14 protein-coding genes are annotated in these 16,104 nt (G+C 55.1%); 6 read left to right on the top strand and 8 right to left on the bottom strand.

Annotation, left to right across the window (positions count from 1 at the left end):
* Nucleotides 1-13 precede the first annotated feature (13 nt).
* The 6 genes from atpB to asnC all read right to left on the bottom strand — a co-directional run bounded on the left by atpB (nt 14) and on the right by asnC (nt 5,824).
* A complete protein-coding gene (atpB, locus tag ACT3IC_RS09615) occupies nt 14-829 on the bottom strand; it encodes a F0F1 ATP synthase subunit A (protein ID WP_103177605.1) in 816 nt (271 codons plus the stop codon).
* Between the two features lie 8 nt (nt 830-837).
* A complete protein-coding gene (gene atpI / locus ACT3IC_RS09620) occupies nt 838-1,218 on the bottom strand; it encodes a F0F1 ATP synthase subunit I (protein ID WP_103181004.1) in 381 nt (126 codons plus the stop codon).
* A gap of 615 nt (nt 1,219-1,833) precedes the next feature.
* A complete protein-coding gene (gene rsmG, locus ACT3IC_RS09625) occupies nt 1,834-2,457 on the bottom strand; it encodes a 16S rRNA (guanine(527)-N(7))-methyltransferase RsmG (RefSeq protein ID WP_103177604.1) in 624 nt (207 codons plus the stop codon).
* 105 nt (nt 2,458-2,562) lie between these two features.
* Entirely contained in the window at nt 2,563-4,452 is a 1,890-nt protein-coding gene (mnmG, locus tag ACT3IC_RS09630) for a tRNA uridine-5-carboxymethylaminomethyl(34) synthesis enzyme MnmG (RefSeq protein WP_103177603.1), read from the bottom strand.
* A gap of 373 nt (nt 4,453-4,825) precedes the next feature.
* On the bottom strand, nt 4,826-5,275 hold the full coding sequence (gene mioC / locus ACT3IC_RS09635; RefSeq protein ID WP_103177602.1) for an FMN-binding protein MioC: 450 nt from the start codon (nt 5,273-5,275) through the stop codon (nt 4,826-4,828).
* 90 nt (nt 5,276-5,365) lie between these two features.
* A complete protein-coding gene (gene asnC, locus ACT3IC_RS09640) occupies nt 5,366-5,824 on the bottom strand; it encodes a transcriptional regulator AsnC (protein ID WP_032615488.1) in 459 nt (152 codons plus the stop codon).
* Between the two features lie 150 nt (nt 5,825-5,974).
* Between asnC and asnA the strand changes: the two genes are divergently transcribed.
* Nucleotides 5,975-6,967 carry an aspartate--ammonia ligase gene (asnA, locus tag ACT3IC_RS09645; RefSeq protein ID WP_103177601.1) on the top strand — a complete coding sequence of 331 codons (993 nt, stop codon included), beginning with the start codon at nt 5,975-5,977 and terminating at the stop codon, nt 6,965-6,967.
* On the opposite strand, the gene viaA is transcribed toward asnA, so the two are convergent.
* Nucleotides 6,968-8,419, bottom strand: coding sequence for an ATPase RavA stimulator ViaA (viaA, locus tag ACT3IC_RS09650; RefSeq protein WP_103824227.1), 1,452 nt, complete (start codon nt 8,417-8,419; stop codon nt 6,968-6,970).
* Complete coding sequence (ravA, locus tag ACT3IC_RS09655) at nt 8,413-9,909, bottom strand: ATPase RavA (RefSeq protein WP_103177599.1); 1,497 nt, start codon at nt 9,907-9,909, stop codon at nt 8,413-8,415. Before ravA ends, viaA begins: the two co-directional genes overlap by 7 nt.
* A 223-nt stretch (nt 9,910-10,132) precedes the next feature.
* On the opposite strand from ravA, the gene kup reads away from it, so the two are divergent.
* The 5 genes from kup (at nt 10,133) to rbsB (ending at nt 16,018) form a co-directional block, all read left to right on the top strand.
* Complete coding sequence (kup, locus tag ACT3IC_RS09660; protein WP_473477284.1) at nt 10,133-12,001, top strand: low affinity potassium transporter Kup; 1,869 nt, start codon at nt 10,133-10,135, stop codon at nt 11,999-12,001.
* A gap of 196 nt (nt 12,002-12,197) precedes the next feature.
* Nucleotides 12,198-12,617: a D-ribose pyranase gene (rbsD, locus tag ACT3IC_RS09665; RefSeq protein ID WP_103177597.1), complete on the top strand. Its 420-nt coding sequence runs from the start codon at nt 12,198-12,200 to the stop codon at nt 12,615-12,617.
* Nucleotides 12,618-12,624: 7 nt separating this feature from the next.
* Nucleotides 12,625-14,130, top strand: a complete 1,506-nt coding sequence (gene rbsA / locus ACT3IC_RS09670; RefSeq protein ID WP_103177596.1) for a ribose ABC transporter ATP-binding protein RbsA — start codon at nt 12,625-12,627, stop codon at nt 14,128-14,130.
* Between the two features lie 4 nt (nt 14,131-14,134).
* Nucleotides 14,135-15,100: a ribose ABC transporter permease gene (gene rbsC, locus ACT3IC_RS09675; protein ID WP_103177595.1), complete on the top strand. Its 966-nt coding sequence runs from the start codon at nt 14,135-14,137 to the stop codon at nt 15,098-15,100.
* 27 nt (nt 15,101-15,127) lie between these two features.
* Nucleotides 15,128-16,018 (top strand): ribose ABC transporter substrate-binding protein RbsB, encoded by an 891-nt coding sequence (gene rbsB / locus ACT3IC_RS09680; protein ID WP_032615470.1) that lies wholly within the window; start codon nt 15,128-15,130, stop codon nt 16,016-16,018.
* Nucleotides 16,019-16,104: the final 86 nt, after the last annotated feature.

Genomic DNA, 16,104 nt, shown 5'->3' on the forward strand with positions numbered 1-16,104 from the left:
TGTTGGTAAAGAATCAGTGCTCTTCAGACGCCATCGACAGATAGACGATCGTCAGAACCATGAAGATAAAGGCTTGCAGCGTAATGATCAGGATGTGGAAAATGGCCCACGGCACATTCAGAACCCACTGTGACCACCACGGCAGAAGACCCGCGATCAGAATGAAAATCAGCTCACCCGCATACATGTTGCCGAACAGTCGCAGACCGAGGGAAATCGGTTTGGACAGCAGGCTAACGCCTTCCAGAATCAGGTTGATCGGAATAAACGCCCAGTGGTTGAACGGCTGCAGGGTAAGCTCTTTCACGAAGCCGCCTACACCTTTCATTTTGATGCTGTAGAAAAGAATCAGGATGAATACGCCCAGCGCCATAGACAGGGTGATGTTCACGTCAGCAGACGGCACCACACGCAGCGCAGGCAGACCGAAGATATGCTCGCCGATAAACGGCAGCAGGTCGATCGGCAGCAGGTCCATCAGGTTCATCAGGAAGACCCAGACAAAGACGGTCAGCGCCAGCGGTGCAATTACCTTGCTCTTACCGTGGTACATGTCTTTGACGCTACCGTGGACAAAGCCAATGATCATTTCGATAAACGTCTGGAATTTCCCTGGAACGCCGCTGGTCGCACGTTTCGCAACGCCGCGGAAAATGGCCAGGAACAACAGACCCAGTACCACCGAGAAGAACATGGAGTCGATATTAATCGTCCAGAAGGTGGCTGGGGGGTTATGCGGATCCACCAGCGAGAATGTACGTAAGTCCAACTGAAGGTTGTTCAGATGGTGACCTATGTAATCCTGCGGCGTCATATTTTCTGAAGCCATGATGCCTTTTACCCTTTGTTATTGATTACAGCTGGCGCCAGAATTTGTACCACCAGCACCAAAACCCACGTCACTATCAGCGGCAAAAATACCACTTTAAAAACCGCCAGCGCCACCACCAGGAGGGCAAAGGTCAGCAACACCTTACACACTTCGCCGAGGGCGAAGGACCAGGCCATGCGGCCTTTGGCAGGTGTATGCGCCTGATGACGCCAGGCAAAAATCATAAACAACATGTTTGGCACAACCACTGCCAAACCTCCGCTTACCGCAGAGATGCCCCAGAAGGGGTCTTTGAGGCAGAACAGCAATCCACTTGCCATCACCGCCAGAAACTGAATGAACAGAAGCTTACGAGCAACGTTTCGACTCAAGAGCGACACTGATATCACGTTTTTACTCCTGCTCACTTCGAGGTATGTCGCGTGTCGTATAAAACGTTCTTTAAGGCTCAGAGTCAAGCAGCAAAAAGCGGACAAATTATACGGTGCGTCCCCGTGATTTCAAACAATAAGTAGCGAAAAGGTGAATAAATGTTTAAATATTTTTCCCCGGCGCTATTTCTTAACTTTTCGTCAAACTATGAATGGCGCGTCAAAACTGCAAACAACGCGGAAACGTTGACGATAAAGCGTGCACGAGATCACAAAATACACATTTACGATAAGGTCGAATAAATTAAAGCGGTAAAACGTTATATTTCATCTTTATGATATTAAAGATTAATTTCAGCAACTATTCTCAAAACAGCCCTGTATACAACAAAAACCTTTTATTGACATTTTTAATAAATATTTAACATTACAATCTGATTACTCTTCCCTACTTTTAGCAAGCTGATATTTTCGGTGTTTATTATCTTTTGGGTTAACTACATGTCCAGGTTAACCCAAAGAAAATCCCCAGTAAAAAAGTGGTTAAATTAACCTTGTCTATTTCTTAGCCTGTCGCGTAATTTTTAACATCCTAAGAACAGCACAAATTCCACATTTTTTATTATATTTTTAAAAATATTTTGGCTTAACGATCACCAGATGACGCTCGCCTTCCAGCTGGGGAACATGCAATTTAATCGCCTCTTCCACCTCAAAACCTTCAGGCATCTGCGCGATTTCGTCTTCCGGCAGCACCCCTTTCAGGGCATAGAAGCGGCCATTTTCCGCAGGCAGATGCTTACACCAGTCGATCATGTCATTGAGCGAGGCAAAGGCCCGGCTGATCACACCATCAAATGGCGGCTCGGCGGGGAACGCCTCTACCCTACTCTGCACCGGATAAATGTTTTCCAGCTTCAGTTCATGCTGAACCTGACGCAGGAAGCGTACGCGCTTGCCCAGGCTGTCCAGCAGCGTGAAATGGCTCTCGGGACGAACGATAGAGAGTGGAATACCTGGCAGACCCGGCCCCGTTCCCACGTCGATAAAACGCTCTCCTTTGAGATGCGGCGCCACCACGATGCTGTCGAGGATGTGACGAATCAGCATCTCGTTCGGATCGCGAACCGAGGTGAGATTATAGGCCTTGTTCCATTTGTTCAGCATGTCGACATACCCCACCAGCTGATTTTTCTGGTGATCGGTGAGCGAAATACCGGCTTGTTCCAGCAGACGAGTGAGTTTGTTGAGCACGGCGAATACCTGTTGAGATAGGTGTGGGCGGGTGGCGCTACGCGAGCCCGCCCTACGGAATTCTGTAGGCCCGGTAAGCGCAGCGCCACCGGGCAGTTCTTACAATTAAGCGCTGCGGCGCAGCATACCCTGTTTTTTCAGCCACACCAGCAGAATGGAGATGGCCGCAGGCGTGACGCCTGAAATACGCGATGCCTGGCCGATAGACGACGGTTTATGGTCATTCAGCTTGGCGATCACCTCGTTGGAGAGGCCGTTAACCAGACGGTAATCCAGCGTGGCGGGCAGGATCGTACTCTCGTTACGCTGCTGTTTCTCGATCTCATCCTGCTGACGGGCGATATAGCCTTCGTATTTCACCTGGATTTCGACCTGTTCAGCAGCCTGGACATCCTCCAGACCCGGCGCAAACGGCGTCATCTGGATTAGCTGGTCGTAGGTCATCTCCGGACGGCGGAGCAGATCTTCCCCGCTGGCTTCACGGGAGAGCGGCGCAGACAGGTGAGCATTCACTTCGTCTACAGACTCGGCTGTTGGGTTGACCCAGGTCGATTTGAGGCGCTGACGTTCACGCTCGATGTTCTCCAGCTTCTCGTTGAAGCGCGCCCAGCGTGCATCATCCACCAGCCCCAGCTCACGACCGATTTCGGTCAGGCGCAGGTCGGCGTTGTCTTCACGCAGCATCAGACGGTATTCCGCGCGGGAGGTAAACATGCGGTACGGCTCTTTGGTGCCTAGGGTGCAGAGGTCGTCCACCAGTACGCCCAGATAAGCCTGAGAACGACCCGGCGCCCAGCCCTCTTTTTCGGCCGAGAAGCGCGCGGCGTTCAGACCAGCCAGCAGCCCCTGAGCGGCAGCCTCTTCGTAACCGGTTGTGCCGTTGATCTGACCGGCGAAGAAGAGCCCCTGGATAAATTTGCTCTCCAGGGTTGGCTTCAGGTCACGTGGATCGAAGAAGTCATACTCAATGGCATAGCCCGGACGGACGATCTTCGCATTCTCCATCCCCTGCATGGAACGGACGATCTGCATCTGCACGTCGAAAGGCAGGCTGGTGGAGATACCGTTCGGGTAGATCTCGTTGGAGGTCAGCCCTTCAGGCTCCAGGAAGATCTGGTGCTGGTTACGATCGGCGAAGCGCATTACCTTGTCTTCGATCGACGGGCAGTAGCGTGGGCCGATCCCTTCGATCACACCGGCATACATCGGGCTGCGATCGAGGTTACTGCGGATCACGTCATGTGTTTTCTCGTTAGTGTGCGTGACATAGCACGGCACCTGGCGCGGATGTTGATCCACGCTACCCATGAACGAGAAGACCGGCATCGGGTTATCGCCGTGCTGTTGGGCCAGCACGCTGAAATCAATGGTGCGGGCGTCGATACGCGGTGGCGTACCGGTTTTCAGGCGGCTGACGCGCAGCGGCAGCTCGCGCAGACGGCGTGAAAGGGGAATGGACGGCGGATCGCCAGCACGGCCACCGCTGTAGTTGTCCAGTCCGATATGAATTTTGCCGTCAAGGAAGGTCCCGACGGTCAGCACGACGGCTTTGGCACGGAACTTCAGACCCATCTGGGTCACGGCGCCAACGACACGATCGTTTTCCACAATCAGATCCTCAACCGCCTGCTGGAAGATCATCAGGTTCGGCTGATTCTCCAGCGCGGTGCGTACGGCCTGGCGGTAGAGCACGCGGTCCGCCTGAGCACGGGTCGCCCGAACGGCGGGGCCTTTGCTCGCGTTTAGTATCCTAAACTGGATACCCGCATGATCGATCGCGGTTGCCATCAGGCCGCCAAGTGCATCCACTTCTTTTACCAGGTGTCCTTTCCCAATGCCGCCAATCGCCGGATTACAGGACATCTGTCCTAGCGTGTCGATATTGTGTGTCAAAAGCAGGGTCTGCTGACCCATTCGCGCCGCGGCCATTGCGGCCTCGGTGCCTGCATGACCCCCGCCAATGATAATGACGTCAAAAGGATCCTGATAAAACATGGTGGTCTGCCTCGCGTAAAGCGGTAAGAAAATGGATTGAAGCCCGGGCCGTGGATTCTACTCAACTTTAGTCGTTCGAGAAAGCACTGGGATCCTGGCTATTAAAAAGAAGATCTTTTTATTTAGAGATCTGTTTTATTGTGATCTCTTATTAGGATCGCGGGTTTCTGTGGATAAGCCGGATCTCCCAAAGAAGATCATGTGCTTAGAGAGGATCGTTTGCTGTGAATGATCGGTGATCCTGCGACGTATAAGCTGGGATCAGATCGTGATGTTATACACAGCACAAAAAGTCATCACGGGTTGTTCTTTGGATAACTACCGGTTGATCCAAGCTTTTAACCAGAGTTATCCACATCTGATCGCACGATCTTTAATCTGTTTTGAGTAAATTTTTCCATTCCGCCAGCCAAAGTTCGGCTGGATCTTCCGGAATATCATGATCGAGGATGTTGATCTTCAGCGTTTCACCGATCTGTTGTGCCCCGCAGGACTTCAGTTCGGTCTCGACCTTCTCAACGGCGCCGCAGAAGGTGTCGTACTCCCGGCTGCCAATACCAATGGCACCAAACCGGACGTTCGTCAGGTCGGGCTGCTGCTCTTTTAACTCTTCATATAAAGGAAGAAGGTTATCCGGAAGATCCCCCGCACCGTGGGTGGAGGTGATCAACAGCCAGATCCCGTCCAGCTGGAGATCCTCTAATAACGGTCCATGCAGCGTTTCAGTAGAAAAGCCCGCGTCTTCCAGCTTTTCGGCCAGGTGTTCCGCGACATATTCAGCGCCGCCAAGGGTGCTGCCGCTAATAAGAGTAATGTCCGCCATTGATCGCTCGCTCAGATAAACAGGAGGACATTGTACGCTGTGAACGAGCTGGGATCTACCTGTGGAAAATGTGGTAATTATTTTGCCCGGCTACGGGCGGATGGTACGCATGATCGGGTTCTGCAGGGAGATCAACGTCTCGGTGGACTGAATTTCATCGATTGTTTGGATCTTGTTGATAAGTACCTGTTGCAAAGCGTCGATCGATCGGCACATCACCTTAATAAAGATGCTGTAGTGGCCGGTGGTGTAGTAGGCCTCGGTCACTTCATCCAGCGCATTCAGTTTTGCCAGCGCTGAAGGGTAGTCTTTAGCGCTCTTAAGGATGATGCCGATAAAACAGCAGACGTCATACCCCAGCTGTTTCGGACTGACGTCAATATGGGCGCCGGTAATGATCCCCGCCTGTTTCATCTTCTCTACGCGCACGTGAATGGTCCCCGGGCTGACGCCAAACTGTTTTGCCAGTTCTGCGTAGGCAGTACGTGCGTTAGCCATCAGCGCCTCGAGGATGCCGCGGTCCAGATTGTCGATCTGATAATTTTCCATAGCTTTTTCTTATGAAGATTAATGAATCACTCTATTTTAGCGGGTAATTTTATCGATTTAAAAGTGAGTCGGGAGTTTTATTGTTGGATTATTGAAAGAGGCTCTTTTTTGTTGCTTAATCAATGCCAACAGGACGCAGGAGTATAAATAATGAAAACCGCTTACATCGCACAACAACGCCAGATCAGTTTCGTTAAATCCCACTTTTCCCGCCAGCTGGAAGAGAAGCTGGGCCTGGTTGAAGTCCAGGCACCTATCTTAAGCCGCGTGGGCGACGGGACGCAGGACAACCTGTCTGGTTGCGAAAAAGCGGTTCAAGTGAAAGTGAAAACACTGCCAGACGCCCAGTTCGAAGTGGTCCATTCCCTTGCGAAGTGGAAGCGTCAAACCCTGGGACAACACGACTTCAGCGCGGGCGAAGGGCTTTACACGCACATGAAAGCCCTTCGCCCCGATGAAGACCGTCTTACCGCGATTCACTCTGTTTACGTTGACCAGTGGGACTGGGAACGCGTTATGGGTGATGGCGAACGTCATACCGGTACGCTGAAAGCGACGGTAGAAGCCATTTATGCCGGGATCAAAGCCACCGAGGCTGCGGTCAGCAAAGAGTTTGGCCTGACCCCGTTCCTGCCGGAGACGATCCACTTTGTTCACAGCCAGGAGCTGCTGAGCCGCTTCCCGGATCTGGATGCCAAAGGGCGTGAGCGTGCGATCGCCAAAGAGTTAGGGGCCGTATTCCTGATCGGGATCGGCGGCAAGCTGTCTCATGGTCAGCGTCACGATGTACGTGCGCCGGATTATGATGACTGGAGCAGCGAAGGCGAGAGCGGCCTGGCGGGCCTGAACGGCGATATTCTGGTCTGGAACCCGGTGCTGGAAGATGCGTTTGAACTCTCTTCCATGGGGATCCGCGTGGATGCCGAGGCGCTGAAGCGCCAGCTGGCTATTACCGGTGATGAAGATCGCCTTAAGCTGGAGTGGCACCAGGCGCTGCTGCGTGGCGAGATGCCGCAGACCATCGGCGGCGGTATCGGCCAGTCTCGTCTGACCATGTTACTGCTGCAACTCTCCCATATCGGCCAGGTTCAGTGTGGCGTATGGCCGCAGCAGGTTCGTGACAGCGTCGACGCCCTGCTGTAATTAGCGTTTCCAGCGCCGCAGCAGGCGGCTACGCAACCCGGTATCAAAGCGCCAGATATGATCGAAGATGCGCATGATGCCGGGTTTTCCATGTGTGGACATCGCCACGGCATGAAAACGATGCTGGTGGACCTGCTGCAGTACCTTCACCTTACTCACCACCTCTTCCGGCAGCCGCTGGGCAATAAAGTCTGAAATCACCACCGCGTCGGCGTCATACCACTCGCCGCCCTGCATCCGCTCAATAATGGCGCGAAAACAGCTGGCGAGATCGGTACCGCCGCGAAAGCGCTGGCTTAAGAAACGGATCGCCTGCTCCAGACCGTGCTGGCCCGAGAGTTCGTAGCCCACCACCTCGCTGGAAAACAGCATGATAAAGCAACGTCGTCTGTCGGCGAGCGCCACGCGCATCAGGGCCAGACAGAAGGCTTTGGCGCACTGCTCGTTGAATCCTCCCATCGAACCGGACGTATCCACGCAGACGATAAACGGCCCGCGGGGTTGTTCGTCGAAATCCTGATGCACAGCCGGGCGCTGGCTCACCTTCTCCCGCCAGGCATCGCCTTGCAGACGGTAAGTGAGGAGCTGCTTCTCCACCAGCCGACGGTAAAATTCGTACTCAAGTTCTGTGATGCCGAGGGTCGCCAGCTCTGGCGGCAGCAGGCGCAGAATGTCATCGCTCTGCTGCAGTCCGTCCACCTGCTCCGGCACCGTCGCCGGTTCGCGCACCAGGGTGCGGAAGGTTTCCAGCGGGGCATCCTTTTTTGGCACCGACTTCGCCTCCCGCGAACGGCCCAGCTGTTCCGCCAGTTGCATCAGCTCCGGCTGCTGTGCCAGAAAATCGCCGTAGCGAACGATAAGCTGATGATCCCCCCGTTTGAGCTGACCGGCGCTCATATCCCAGAGGCGACCGGCGGAATTTTCATTCTCCACCAGTACCGGCTCCAGCGCCCCGGCCAGGGTCATCCGCTCCTGTACTTCGCTGAGCAGCTGTTCGCGCTCCTCTTCCAGTAACTGCTGATTCAGGGAGGTGGCCTGCACCACCAGGCTCAGCCGCCAGCGCTGTAAAAAGAGGGTATGCAGGGCGGGGGTAAAGGTGGCGTTATCCACCACCAGCTGCCGCGCCTGGCCGGCAAAGGGGGAGTGAACCTTGTCCAGCAGGGTTAAAATCTGCGGCAGCTGGACGATAAGCTGGGGGGTAGAGAGTAACTGGCTCTGCTGATAACACATCACCTCTTCGGTGAGTTCCGGCGGGACGCGGGTATCTTTCAGCCTTTTACGGAGATTTTCCCGCCAACGAGGAAGATCGTCGGTAATGGCGGTTTTAAGGCGCGGGAATTTTTCGAAAAAGATCGCCAGCTGCGGCGAGGCCAGCAGAGTGAGGATGATCTCTTCGATCATGCCCTCCTCGCCGACGGCAAGCATGACGTTGAGGGTATCCAGCGTCAGCATTGACGCGCCTGTTTGATCTGCGCGCTCACATCCTGCAGGCTGGCTTCAATCCGCCCCAGCCAGTCGCTGTGGATGAACAGACATTTTTGCTGCTCGCTGAAGCGCGTGTGCTGGAGGTGCCACTGATTATCCAGCGCTTCCAGCTGCTGTTTGATCTCTTCCGGCACGCTTTCCGACGCGGTTCCGGGCAGCGCAAGACGCGATCCCTGCAAACTGACGTCGCGGATCACCAGATGCAGGCTGCCGTCCACTTCCATGTTGAGCGGCTGGGCGAAACCAATGCCGTTGAGTTTGCCGCGGATCTCGCCGCCTTTGGTCAGCCACTGCGCCAGCGTTTCCCGCTCGAGGGTGATGTGAATTACCTGCATATCGTGGAGCTTGAGCGGCTGCTGGAGGAGCAGCGTCAGGGTGGTATCACTCAGTTCTGCCGGTAATTCATAGTGTGGGCGACGGGCGAACATGCCGCTCTGACGGATAACGCGCAGGGCGGTTTTGTCGCTCTGCTGCTGCTGAAGCTGAAGGCGGCGCTGGGTAATGGCCCCGAGCTGGTTCAACATCTCCTGCTGTCCCCACGCGTGTCCGGTCATCAATATTTCCAGCTGCTGCTGCATCAGATTCATGCCGCTGGCGTCGTGCCAGAGGCAATCCTTCAGCAGGATCAGATCGATTGGCGCCACCGCATCGCGACCGCTGAACAGCGCGCTGGCCTGCAGCAGGCGGATGGCTTTCTTCCAGCGGCGATCGGAGACGTAAGGCGCCCCCGGCAGGGCATCAAGCTGCTGGCGCAGCATAAAGACCAAGTCGAACACCGCATCAGGCAGGGTGATTTTGCCAATGTCCTGCTGCCACTGCTGATACTCCTCGTCCGTCACCTGCAATGCGGCAGGCACCGGGTTATCGTTTTCATCCTGCTGGCTGGTCAGCAGCGAGCGGAAGTTCGCTTTGTCCTGCACCTTATCGAGCCACAGGCGGATCAGCATACGGTCATACAGGGCTTCGAGGCTGCTGTCGGCTTCGGGCAGTTCGTTGGATGCTGCCACCAGCAGGCGCATCGGAATTTTCTCCTCATGCGCGCCGTTGCGAAACCGGCGTTCGTTAATGGCGGTAAGCAGGGTATTCAGGATCGCCGGGCCGGCTTTCCAGATCTCATCGAGAAAGACAATTTCCGCTTCCGGCAGATAGCCGGTGGTTAACCGTTCGTACCGCCCTTCATCTTTTAACGCCTGAATGGAGAGCGGACCAAAGACCTCTTCCGGCGTGGAAAAGCGGGTCATCAGGTATTCAAACGCCCTGGCGTGCTGAAAAGCGAACTTCAGCCTGCGGGCAATCAGGCTTTTTGCGATGCCGGGCGGCCCCAGCAGAAATACGCTTTCGCCGCTCAACGCCGCCAGTAAACAGAGGCGAATGGCGTGGCTACGTTCATAGAGCCCTTTCTCCAGTGCACCGCTGAGACGGGAAATTCTTTCTGCTAATAAATGAGTGTGAGCCATAATTGTTTTTGCATCCTTTCGCCGTACCCCCGGCTAATTGAAGCGAGTATAGACGTTTCGTTCCGGGCTGGTAATAGACTGAACCACGGTGCTATTTTCTTTGCGCTACGTTAATGAGGTGGCATTTAGGGGTACGATTCTAAGATTAATCGTGCATACTGTGCGCTTTTTGTGGGCCAAGGGACTAAGCACACATTTGTTATTTAAACGAAAAGACTAGTCTATGAGCACTGATAATAAGCAATCATTACCCGCAATTACGCTCGCGGCGATCGGCGTTGTCTACGGTGATATCGGCACCAGCCCGCTTTATACGCTGCGCGAATGTTTGTCCGGTCAGTTTGGATTTGGCGTTGAACGCGACGCTGTGTTTGGTTTTCTGTCCCTGATCTTCTGGCTGCTGATCCTGGTGGTTTCTGTTAAATATCTCTCCTTCGTGATGCGTGCAGATAACGCCGGTGAAGGTGGGATCCTGACCCTGATGTCGCTTGCCGGACGCAATACGTCCGCCAGAATGACCTCGTTCCTGGTCATCATTGGCCTGGTGGGTGGCAGCTTCTTCTATGGTGAAGTGGTGATCACCCCTGCTATCTCGGTGCTGTCGGCGATAGAGGGGCTTGAGATTATCGCGCCGCATCTTGATGAGTGGGTTGTCCCGCTGGCCATACTTGTTTTGACCCTGCTGTTTGTTATTCAGAAACACGGTACCGGGCTGGTGGGCAAACTCTTCGCGCCGATTATGCTCTCCTGGTTCCTGATCCTGGCGGCGCTGGGGTTACGCAGCATCATTGCTAACCCGGAAGTGCTGCATGCCCTGAATCCGATGTGGGCAGTGCATTTCTTCCTCGAATACAAAACCGTGTCGTTTATCGCGCTGGGCGCGGTGGTGCTCTCTATTACCGGTGTTGAAGCGCTCTATGCCGATATGGGCCACTTCGGTAAGCTGCCTATTCGCGTGGCCTGGTTTTTAGTGGTGCTGCCGTCGCTGGTGCTGAACTACTTCGGCCAGGGGGCGCTGCTGCTCAAACATCCGGAAGCGATTAAAAACCCGTTCTTCCTGCTGGCGCCGGACTGGGCGCTGGTGCCGATGCTGATCCTCGCGACGTTGGCGACGGTGATTGCTTCTCAGGCGGTGATTTCCGGCGTCTTCTCCCTGACCCGCCAGGCGGTGCGTCTGGGCTATCTGTCGCCAATGCGTATCATCCATACCTCCGAGATGGAGTCGGGCCAGATCTACATTCCTTTCGTTAACTGGCTGCTTTATGTCGCGGTGGTAATTGTTATCGTCAGCTTCGAGCACTCCAGTAACCTGGCGGCGGCCTACGGTATTGCCGTTACCGGTACGATGGTGCTGACCTCGATCCTCTCTACCACGGTGGCGTACCGGAACTGGCACTGGAATAAATTCCTTGTGGGGATGATTCTGGTCGGCTTCCTCTGTATTGACGTGCCGCTGTTCTCCGCGAACCTCGACAAGATTGTCTCCGGCGGCTGGCTGCCGCTGACGCTGGGTCTGGTGATGTTCATTGTGATGACCACCTGGAAGAGCGAGCGTTTCCGCCTGCTGCGCCGGATGCATGAACACGGTAATTCTCTGGAGGCGATGATTGCCTCGCTGGAGAAATCTCCGCCGGTGCGCGTACCCGGCACTGCGGTCTATATGTCGCGCGCGCTGAACGTGATCCCGTTTGCCCTGATGCACAACCTCAAGCACAACAAAGTGCTGCACGAGCGGGTGATCCTGTTGACCCTGCGTACCGAGGAAGCGCCCTATGTGCATAACGTCCGCCGGGTGCAGATAGAGCAGCTGTCGCCCACCTTCTGGCGGGTGGTGGCCAGCTACGGCTGGCGTGAAACCCCGAACGTGGAAGAGGTGTTCCACCGCTGCGGTCTGGAGGGTTTAAGCTGCCGGATGATGGAGACCTCGTTCTTTATGTCCCACGAGTCGCTGATCATCGGCAAACGCCCGTGGTATCTGCGCCTGCGTGGGAAGCTCTATCTTATTCTCCAGCGTAACGCCCTGCGCGCGCCTGACCAGTTCGAGATCCCGCCTAACCGCGTGATTGAGCTGGGGACGCAAGTCGAGATTTAATCCCTCCTGAAAATGCCGGGTGGCGCTTCGCTTACCCGGCCTACAAAACCCCTGCCTGACCGCCATATTTATCTCCCCATTTCACTTAGCGAAACGTTTCGACAACGATCACAAATCTGTTACGTCATGGTGGTTTTCTGCGCATCGGTAAGATAAAACTGATGTCAGCGAAACGTTTCGCTAGTGGAGCAAGAAAATGAAGAAAGGCACGGTACTCAACTCTGAAGTCTCATCGGTCATCTCCCGTCTCGGGCATACCGATACGCTGGTAGTTTGTGATGCGGGTTTACCCATTCCCCACAGCACAACGCGTATTGATCTGGCATTAACGCAGGGCGTGCCCACGTTTATGCAGGTGCTGGATGTGGTGACAACCGAGATGCAGGTTGAGGAAGCCATTCTCGCAACGGAAATCAAACAACATAATCCGCAGCTCCACGAAACGTTGCTTGGCCATATCAAGCAACTGCAACAACACCAGGGAAACACCATAAAAATAAGTTACATAACGCACGAGCAGTTCAAGAAAAATACCGCTGACAGCCAGGCGGTGATTCGCAGCGGGGAGTGTTCCCCGTATGCGAATATCATTCTCTGTGCTGGCGTCACCTTCTGAGGCCATCATGGACGCACTACTGCAACTGAAAGGGATCGATAAATCGTTCCCGGGCGTCAAAGCCCTCTCCGGGGCCGCGCTGAATGTTTACGCCGGGCGCGTGATGGCGCTGGTGGGCGAAAACGGCGCTGGCAAATCCACCATGATGAAAGTGCTGACCGGGATCTATCAACGCGATGCCGGTTCGCTGCTGTGGCTGGGAAAAGAGACCACCTTCAACGGCCCGAAATCCTCCCAGGAAGCCGGGATAGGCATCATCCACCAGGAGCTGAACCTCATCCCGCAGCTCTCCATCGCGGAGAACATCTTCCTGGGGCGTGAGTTTGTTAACCGCTTTGGCAAAATCGACTGGAAACAGATGTATGCCGAAGCCGACAAACTGCTGGCGAAGCTGAATCTGCGCTTTAAGAGCGATCGTCTGGTGGGCGAACTCTCTATCGGCGATCAGCAGATGGTCGAAATCGCCAAGGTCCTGAGTTTCGAATCCCGGGTTATCGTGATGGATGAACCGACCGACGCCCTCACCGATACCGAAACCGACTCCCTGTTCCGCGTGATCCGCGAGCTGAAAGCGCAGGGGCGCGGCATTGTCTATATCTCCCACCGTATGAAAGAGATCTTCGAGATTTGCGATGACGTCACCGTCTTCCGCGACGGGCAGTTTATTGCCGAGCGTGAAGTGGTGACCCTCACCGAAGATACGCTGATTGAGATGATGGTGGGACGTAAGCTGGAAGACCAGTATCCACGTATCGATAAAGCGCCGGGCGAGATCCGCCTGAAGGTCGACAATTTGTCTGGCCCTGGGGTGCATGATGTCAGCTTTACCCTGCGTCAGGGGGAGATCCTCGGCGTGGCCGGGCTGATGGGCGCCGGGCGTACCGAGCTGATGAAGGTGCTGTATGGCGCCAACCCGCGCACCAGCGGCTATGTCACCCTTGATGGTCATGAAGTTGTCACCCGTTCTCCGCAGGATGGCCTGGCGAACGGTATCGTCTATATCTCCGAAGACCGTAAGCGCGATGGCCTGGTACTGGGCATGTCGGTGAAAGAGAACATGTCCTTAACCGCGCTACGCTACTTCAGCCGCAGCGGCGGTGGTCTGAAGCATAAAGACGAGCAGCAGGCAGTCAGCGATTTTATCCGCCTCTTTAATGTTAAAACCCCGTCGATGGAACAGGCTATCGGGCTGCTCTCCGGCGGGAATCAGCAGAAAGTGGCGATTGCCCGCGGTCTGATGACCCGTCCGAAGGTGCTGATTCTTGATGAACCGACGCGCGGCGTGGACGTTGGCGCCAAAAAAGAGATTTACCAGCTCATTAACCAGTTTAAGGCTGACGGGCTAAGCATCATTCTGGTCTCTTCCGAGATGCCAGAGGTATTAGGCATGAGCGATCGCATTATCGTCATGCATGAAGGGCATCTCGGCGGTGAATTCAGTCGCGAGCAGGCCACCCAGGAAATTCTGATGGCTGCCGCTGTGGGCAAGCTTAATCGCGTGGATCAGGAGTAAGAAGATGACTACCCAGGCTGTTTCTGGACGCCGTTATTTCACGAAGGCATGGTTGATGGAACAAAAATCGCTGATTGCCCTGCTGGTGCTGATCGCGATTGTCTCTACCATGAGCCCGAACTTTTTTACCGTTAATAACCTGTTCAACATTCTCCAGCAGACGTCCGTGAACGCCATTATGGCGGTGGGCATGACGCTGGTGATTCTGACCTCGGGTATCGATCTGTCCGTCGGTTCCCTGCTGGCGCTCACCGGCGCGGTTGCTGCTTCAATTGTAGGGATTGAAGTCAACGCGCTGGTGGCCGTTGCAGCGGCGCTGGCGCTGGGTGCGGCTATTGGGGCTGTTACCGGTGTTATTGTGGCGAAAGGTCGTGTTCAGGCGTTTATTGCTACCCTGGTGATGATGCTGTTGCTGCGCGGTGTGACCATGGTTTACACCAACGGCAGCCCGGTTAACACCGGCTTTACCGACAACGCCGATCTGTTTGGCTGGTTCGGTATTGGCCGCCCGCTGGGTATCCCGACGCCGGTCTGGATCATGGGGTTAGTCTTCCTCGCGGCGTGGTACATGTTGCATCACACCCGCCTGGGCCGCTATATCTATGCCCTGGGGGGGAACGAAGCGGCGACGCGTCTGTCCGGTATCAGCGTCAATAAAGTCAAAGTTATCGTCTACTCCCTGAGCGGCCTGCTGGCTTCGCTGGCGGGGATTATCGAAGTGGCGCGTCTCTCGTCTGCGCAACCGACCGCCGGTACGGGCTATGAGCTGGATGCCATCGCCGCGGTCGTGCTGGGCGGCACCAGCCTGGCCGGGGGGAAAGGCCGCATCGTCGGTACGCTGATCGGTGCGCTGATCCTCGGCTTCCTGAATAATGGATTGAATTTGTTAGGTGTTTCTTCCTATTACCAGATGATCGTCAAAGCGGTAGTGATTTTGCTGGCGGTACTGGTAGACAACAAAAAACAGTAACTGACGACACTACAGGACATCTTTGATATGAACATGAAAAAACTGGCTACCCTGGTTTCTGCTGTCGCGCTGAGCGCAACCGTGAGTGCAAACGCCATGGCGAAAGATACCATCGCGCTGGTGGTTTCTACCCTGAACAACCCGTTCTTCGTCTCCCTGAAGGATGGCGCGCAGAAAGAGGCCGACAAACTGGGCTACAACCTGGTGATCCTCGACTCCCAGAACAACCCGGCAAAAGAGCTGGCTAACGTGCAGGACTTAACCGTTCGCGGCACCAAAATTCTGCTGATCAACCCGACCGATTCCGATGCGGTAGGTAACGCTGTGAAGATGGCGAACCAGGCTAACATCCCGGTGATCACCCTGGACCGTCAGGCATCTAAAGGCGAAGTGGTCAGCCACATTGCCTCTGATAACGTGCTGGGCGGCAAAATCGCCGGTGACTACATCGCCAAAAAAGCAGGCGAGGGCGCCAAGGTTATCGAACTGCAGGGTATCGCCGGGACTTCCGCAGCGCGTGAGCGTGGCGAAGGCTTCCAGCAGGCGGTTGCTGCCCACAAATTCAACGTACTGGCCAGCCAGCCGGCAGACTTCGACCGTACTAAGGGCCTGAACGTCATGCAGAACCTGCTGACCGCGCACCCGGACGTTAAAGCGGTATTCGCACAGAACGATGAAATGGCGCTGGGCGCGCTGCGTGCACTGCAGACTGCGGGTAAATCTGATGTGATGGTGGTTGGATTTGACGGCACGCCTGATGGTGAAAAAGCGGTAAACGATGGCAAACTGGCTGCGACCATCGCTCAGCTGCCAGAGCAGATCGGCGCCACTGGCGTGCAGACTGCTGACAAAGTGCTGAAGGGCGAGAAAGTTCAGGCCAAATACCCTGTTGACCTGAAACTGGTCATCAAGCAGTAATATGCGATTCAGGCAGTCGCAGGCTGCCTGAGGGACAACATATAAAGAAAAGAGTGGCATACGCCACCGGGGCATCCCGGTGGCAC

The organism is Leclercia sp. GHBNCSD (assembly GCF_055805075.1).

Bases quoted from the DNA above. Each gene is read 5' to 3' on its own strand.
- atpB (WP_103177605.1), bottom strand. From the start codon at position 829: ATGGCTTCAGAAAATATGACGCCGCAGGATTACATAGGTCACCATCTG.
- asnA (WP_103177601.1), top strand. From the start codon at position 5,975: ATGAAAACCGCTTACATCGCACAACAACGCCAGATCAGTTTCGTTAAA.
- asnC (WP_032615488.1), bottom strand. From the start codon at position 5,824: ATGGAAAATTATCAGATCGACAATCTGGACCGCGGCATCCTCGAGGCG.
- rbsC (WP_103177595.1), top strand. From the start codon at position 14,135: ATGACTACCCAGGCTGTTTCTGGACGCCGTTATTTCACGAAGGCATGG.
- viaA (WP_103824227.1), bottom strand. From the start codon at position 8,419: ATGCTGACGCTGGATACCCTCAACGTCATGCTTGCCGTCGGCGAGGAG.
- rbsB (WP_032615470.1), top strand. From the start codon at position 15,128: ATGAACATGAAAAAACTGGCTACCCTGGTTTCTGCTGTCGCGCTGAGC.
- kup (WP_473477284.1), top strand. From the start codon at position 10,133: ATGAGCACTGATAATAAGCAATCATTACCCGCAATTACGCTCGCGGCG.
- mnmG (WP_103177603.1), bottom strand. From the start codon at position 4,452: ATGTTTTATCAGGATCCTTTTGACGTCATTATCATTGGCGGGGGTCAT.
- ravA (WP_103177599.1), bottom strand. From the start codon at position 9,909: ATGGCTCACACTCATTTATTAGCAGAAAGAATTTCCCGTCTCAGCGGT.
- rbsA (WP_103177596.1), top strand. From the start codon at position 12,625: ATGGACGCACTACTGCAACTGAAAGGGATCGATAAATCGTTCCCGGGC.
- mioC (WP_103177602.1), bottom strand. From the start codon at position 5,275: ATGGCGGACATTACTCTTATTAGCGGCAGCACCCTTGGCGGCGCTGAA.
- rbsD (WP_103177597.1), top strand. From the start codon at position 12,198: ATGAAGAAAGGCACGGTACTCAACTCTGAAGTCTCATCGGTCATCTCC.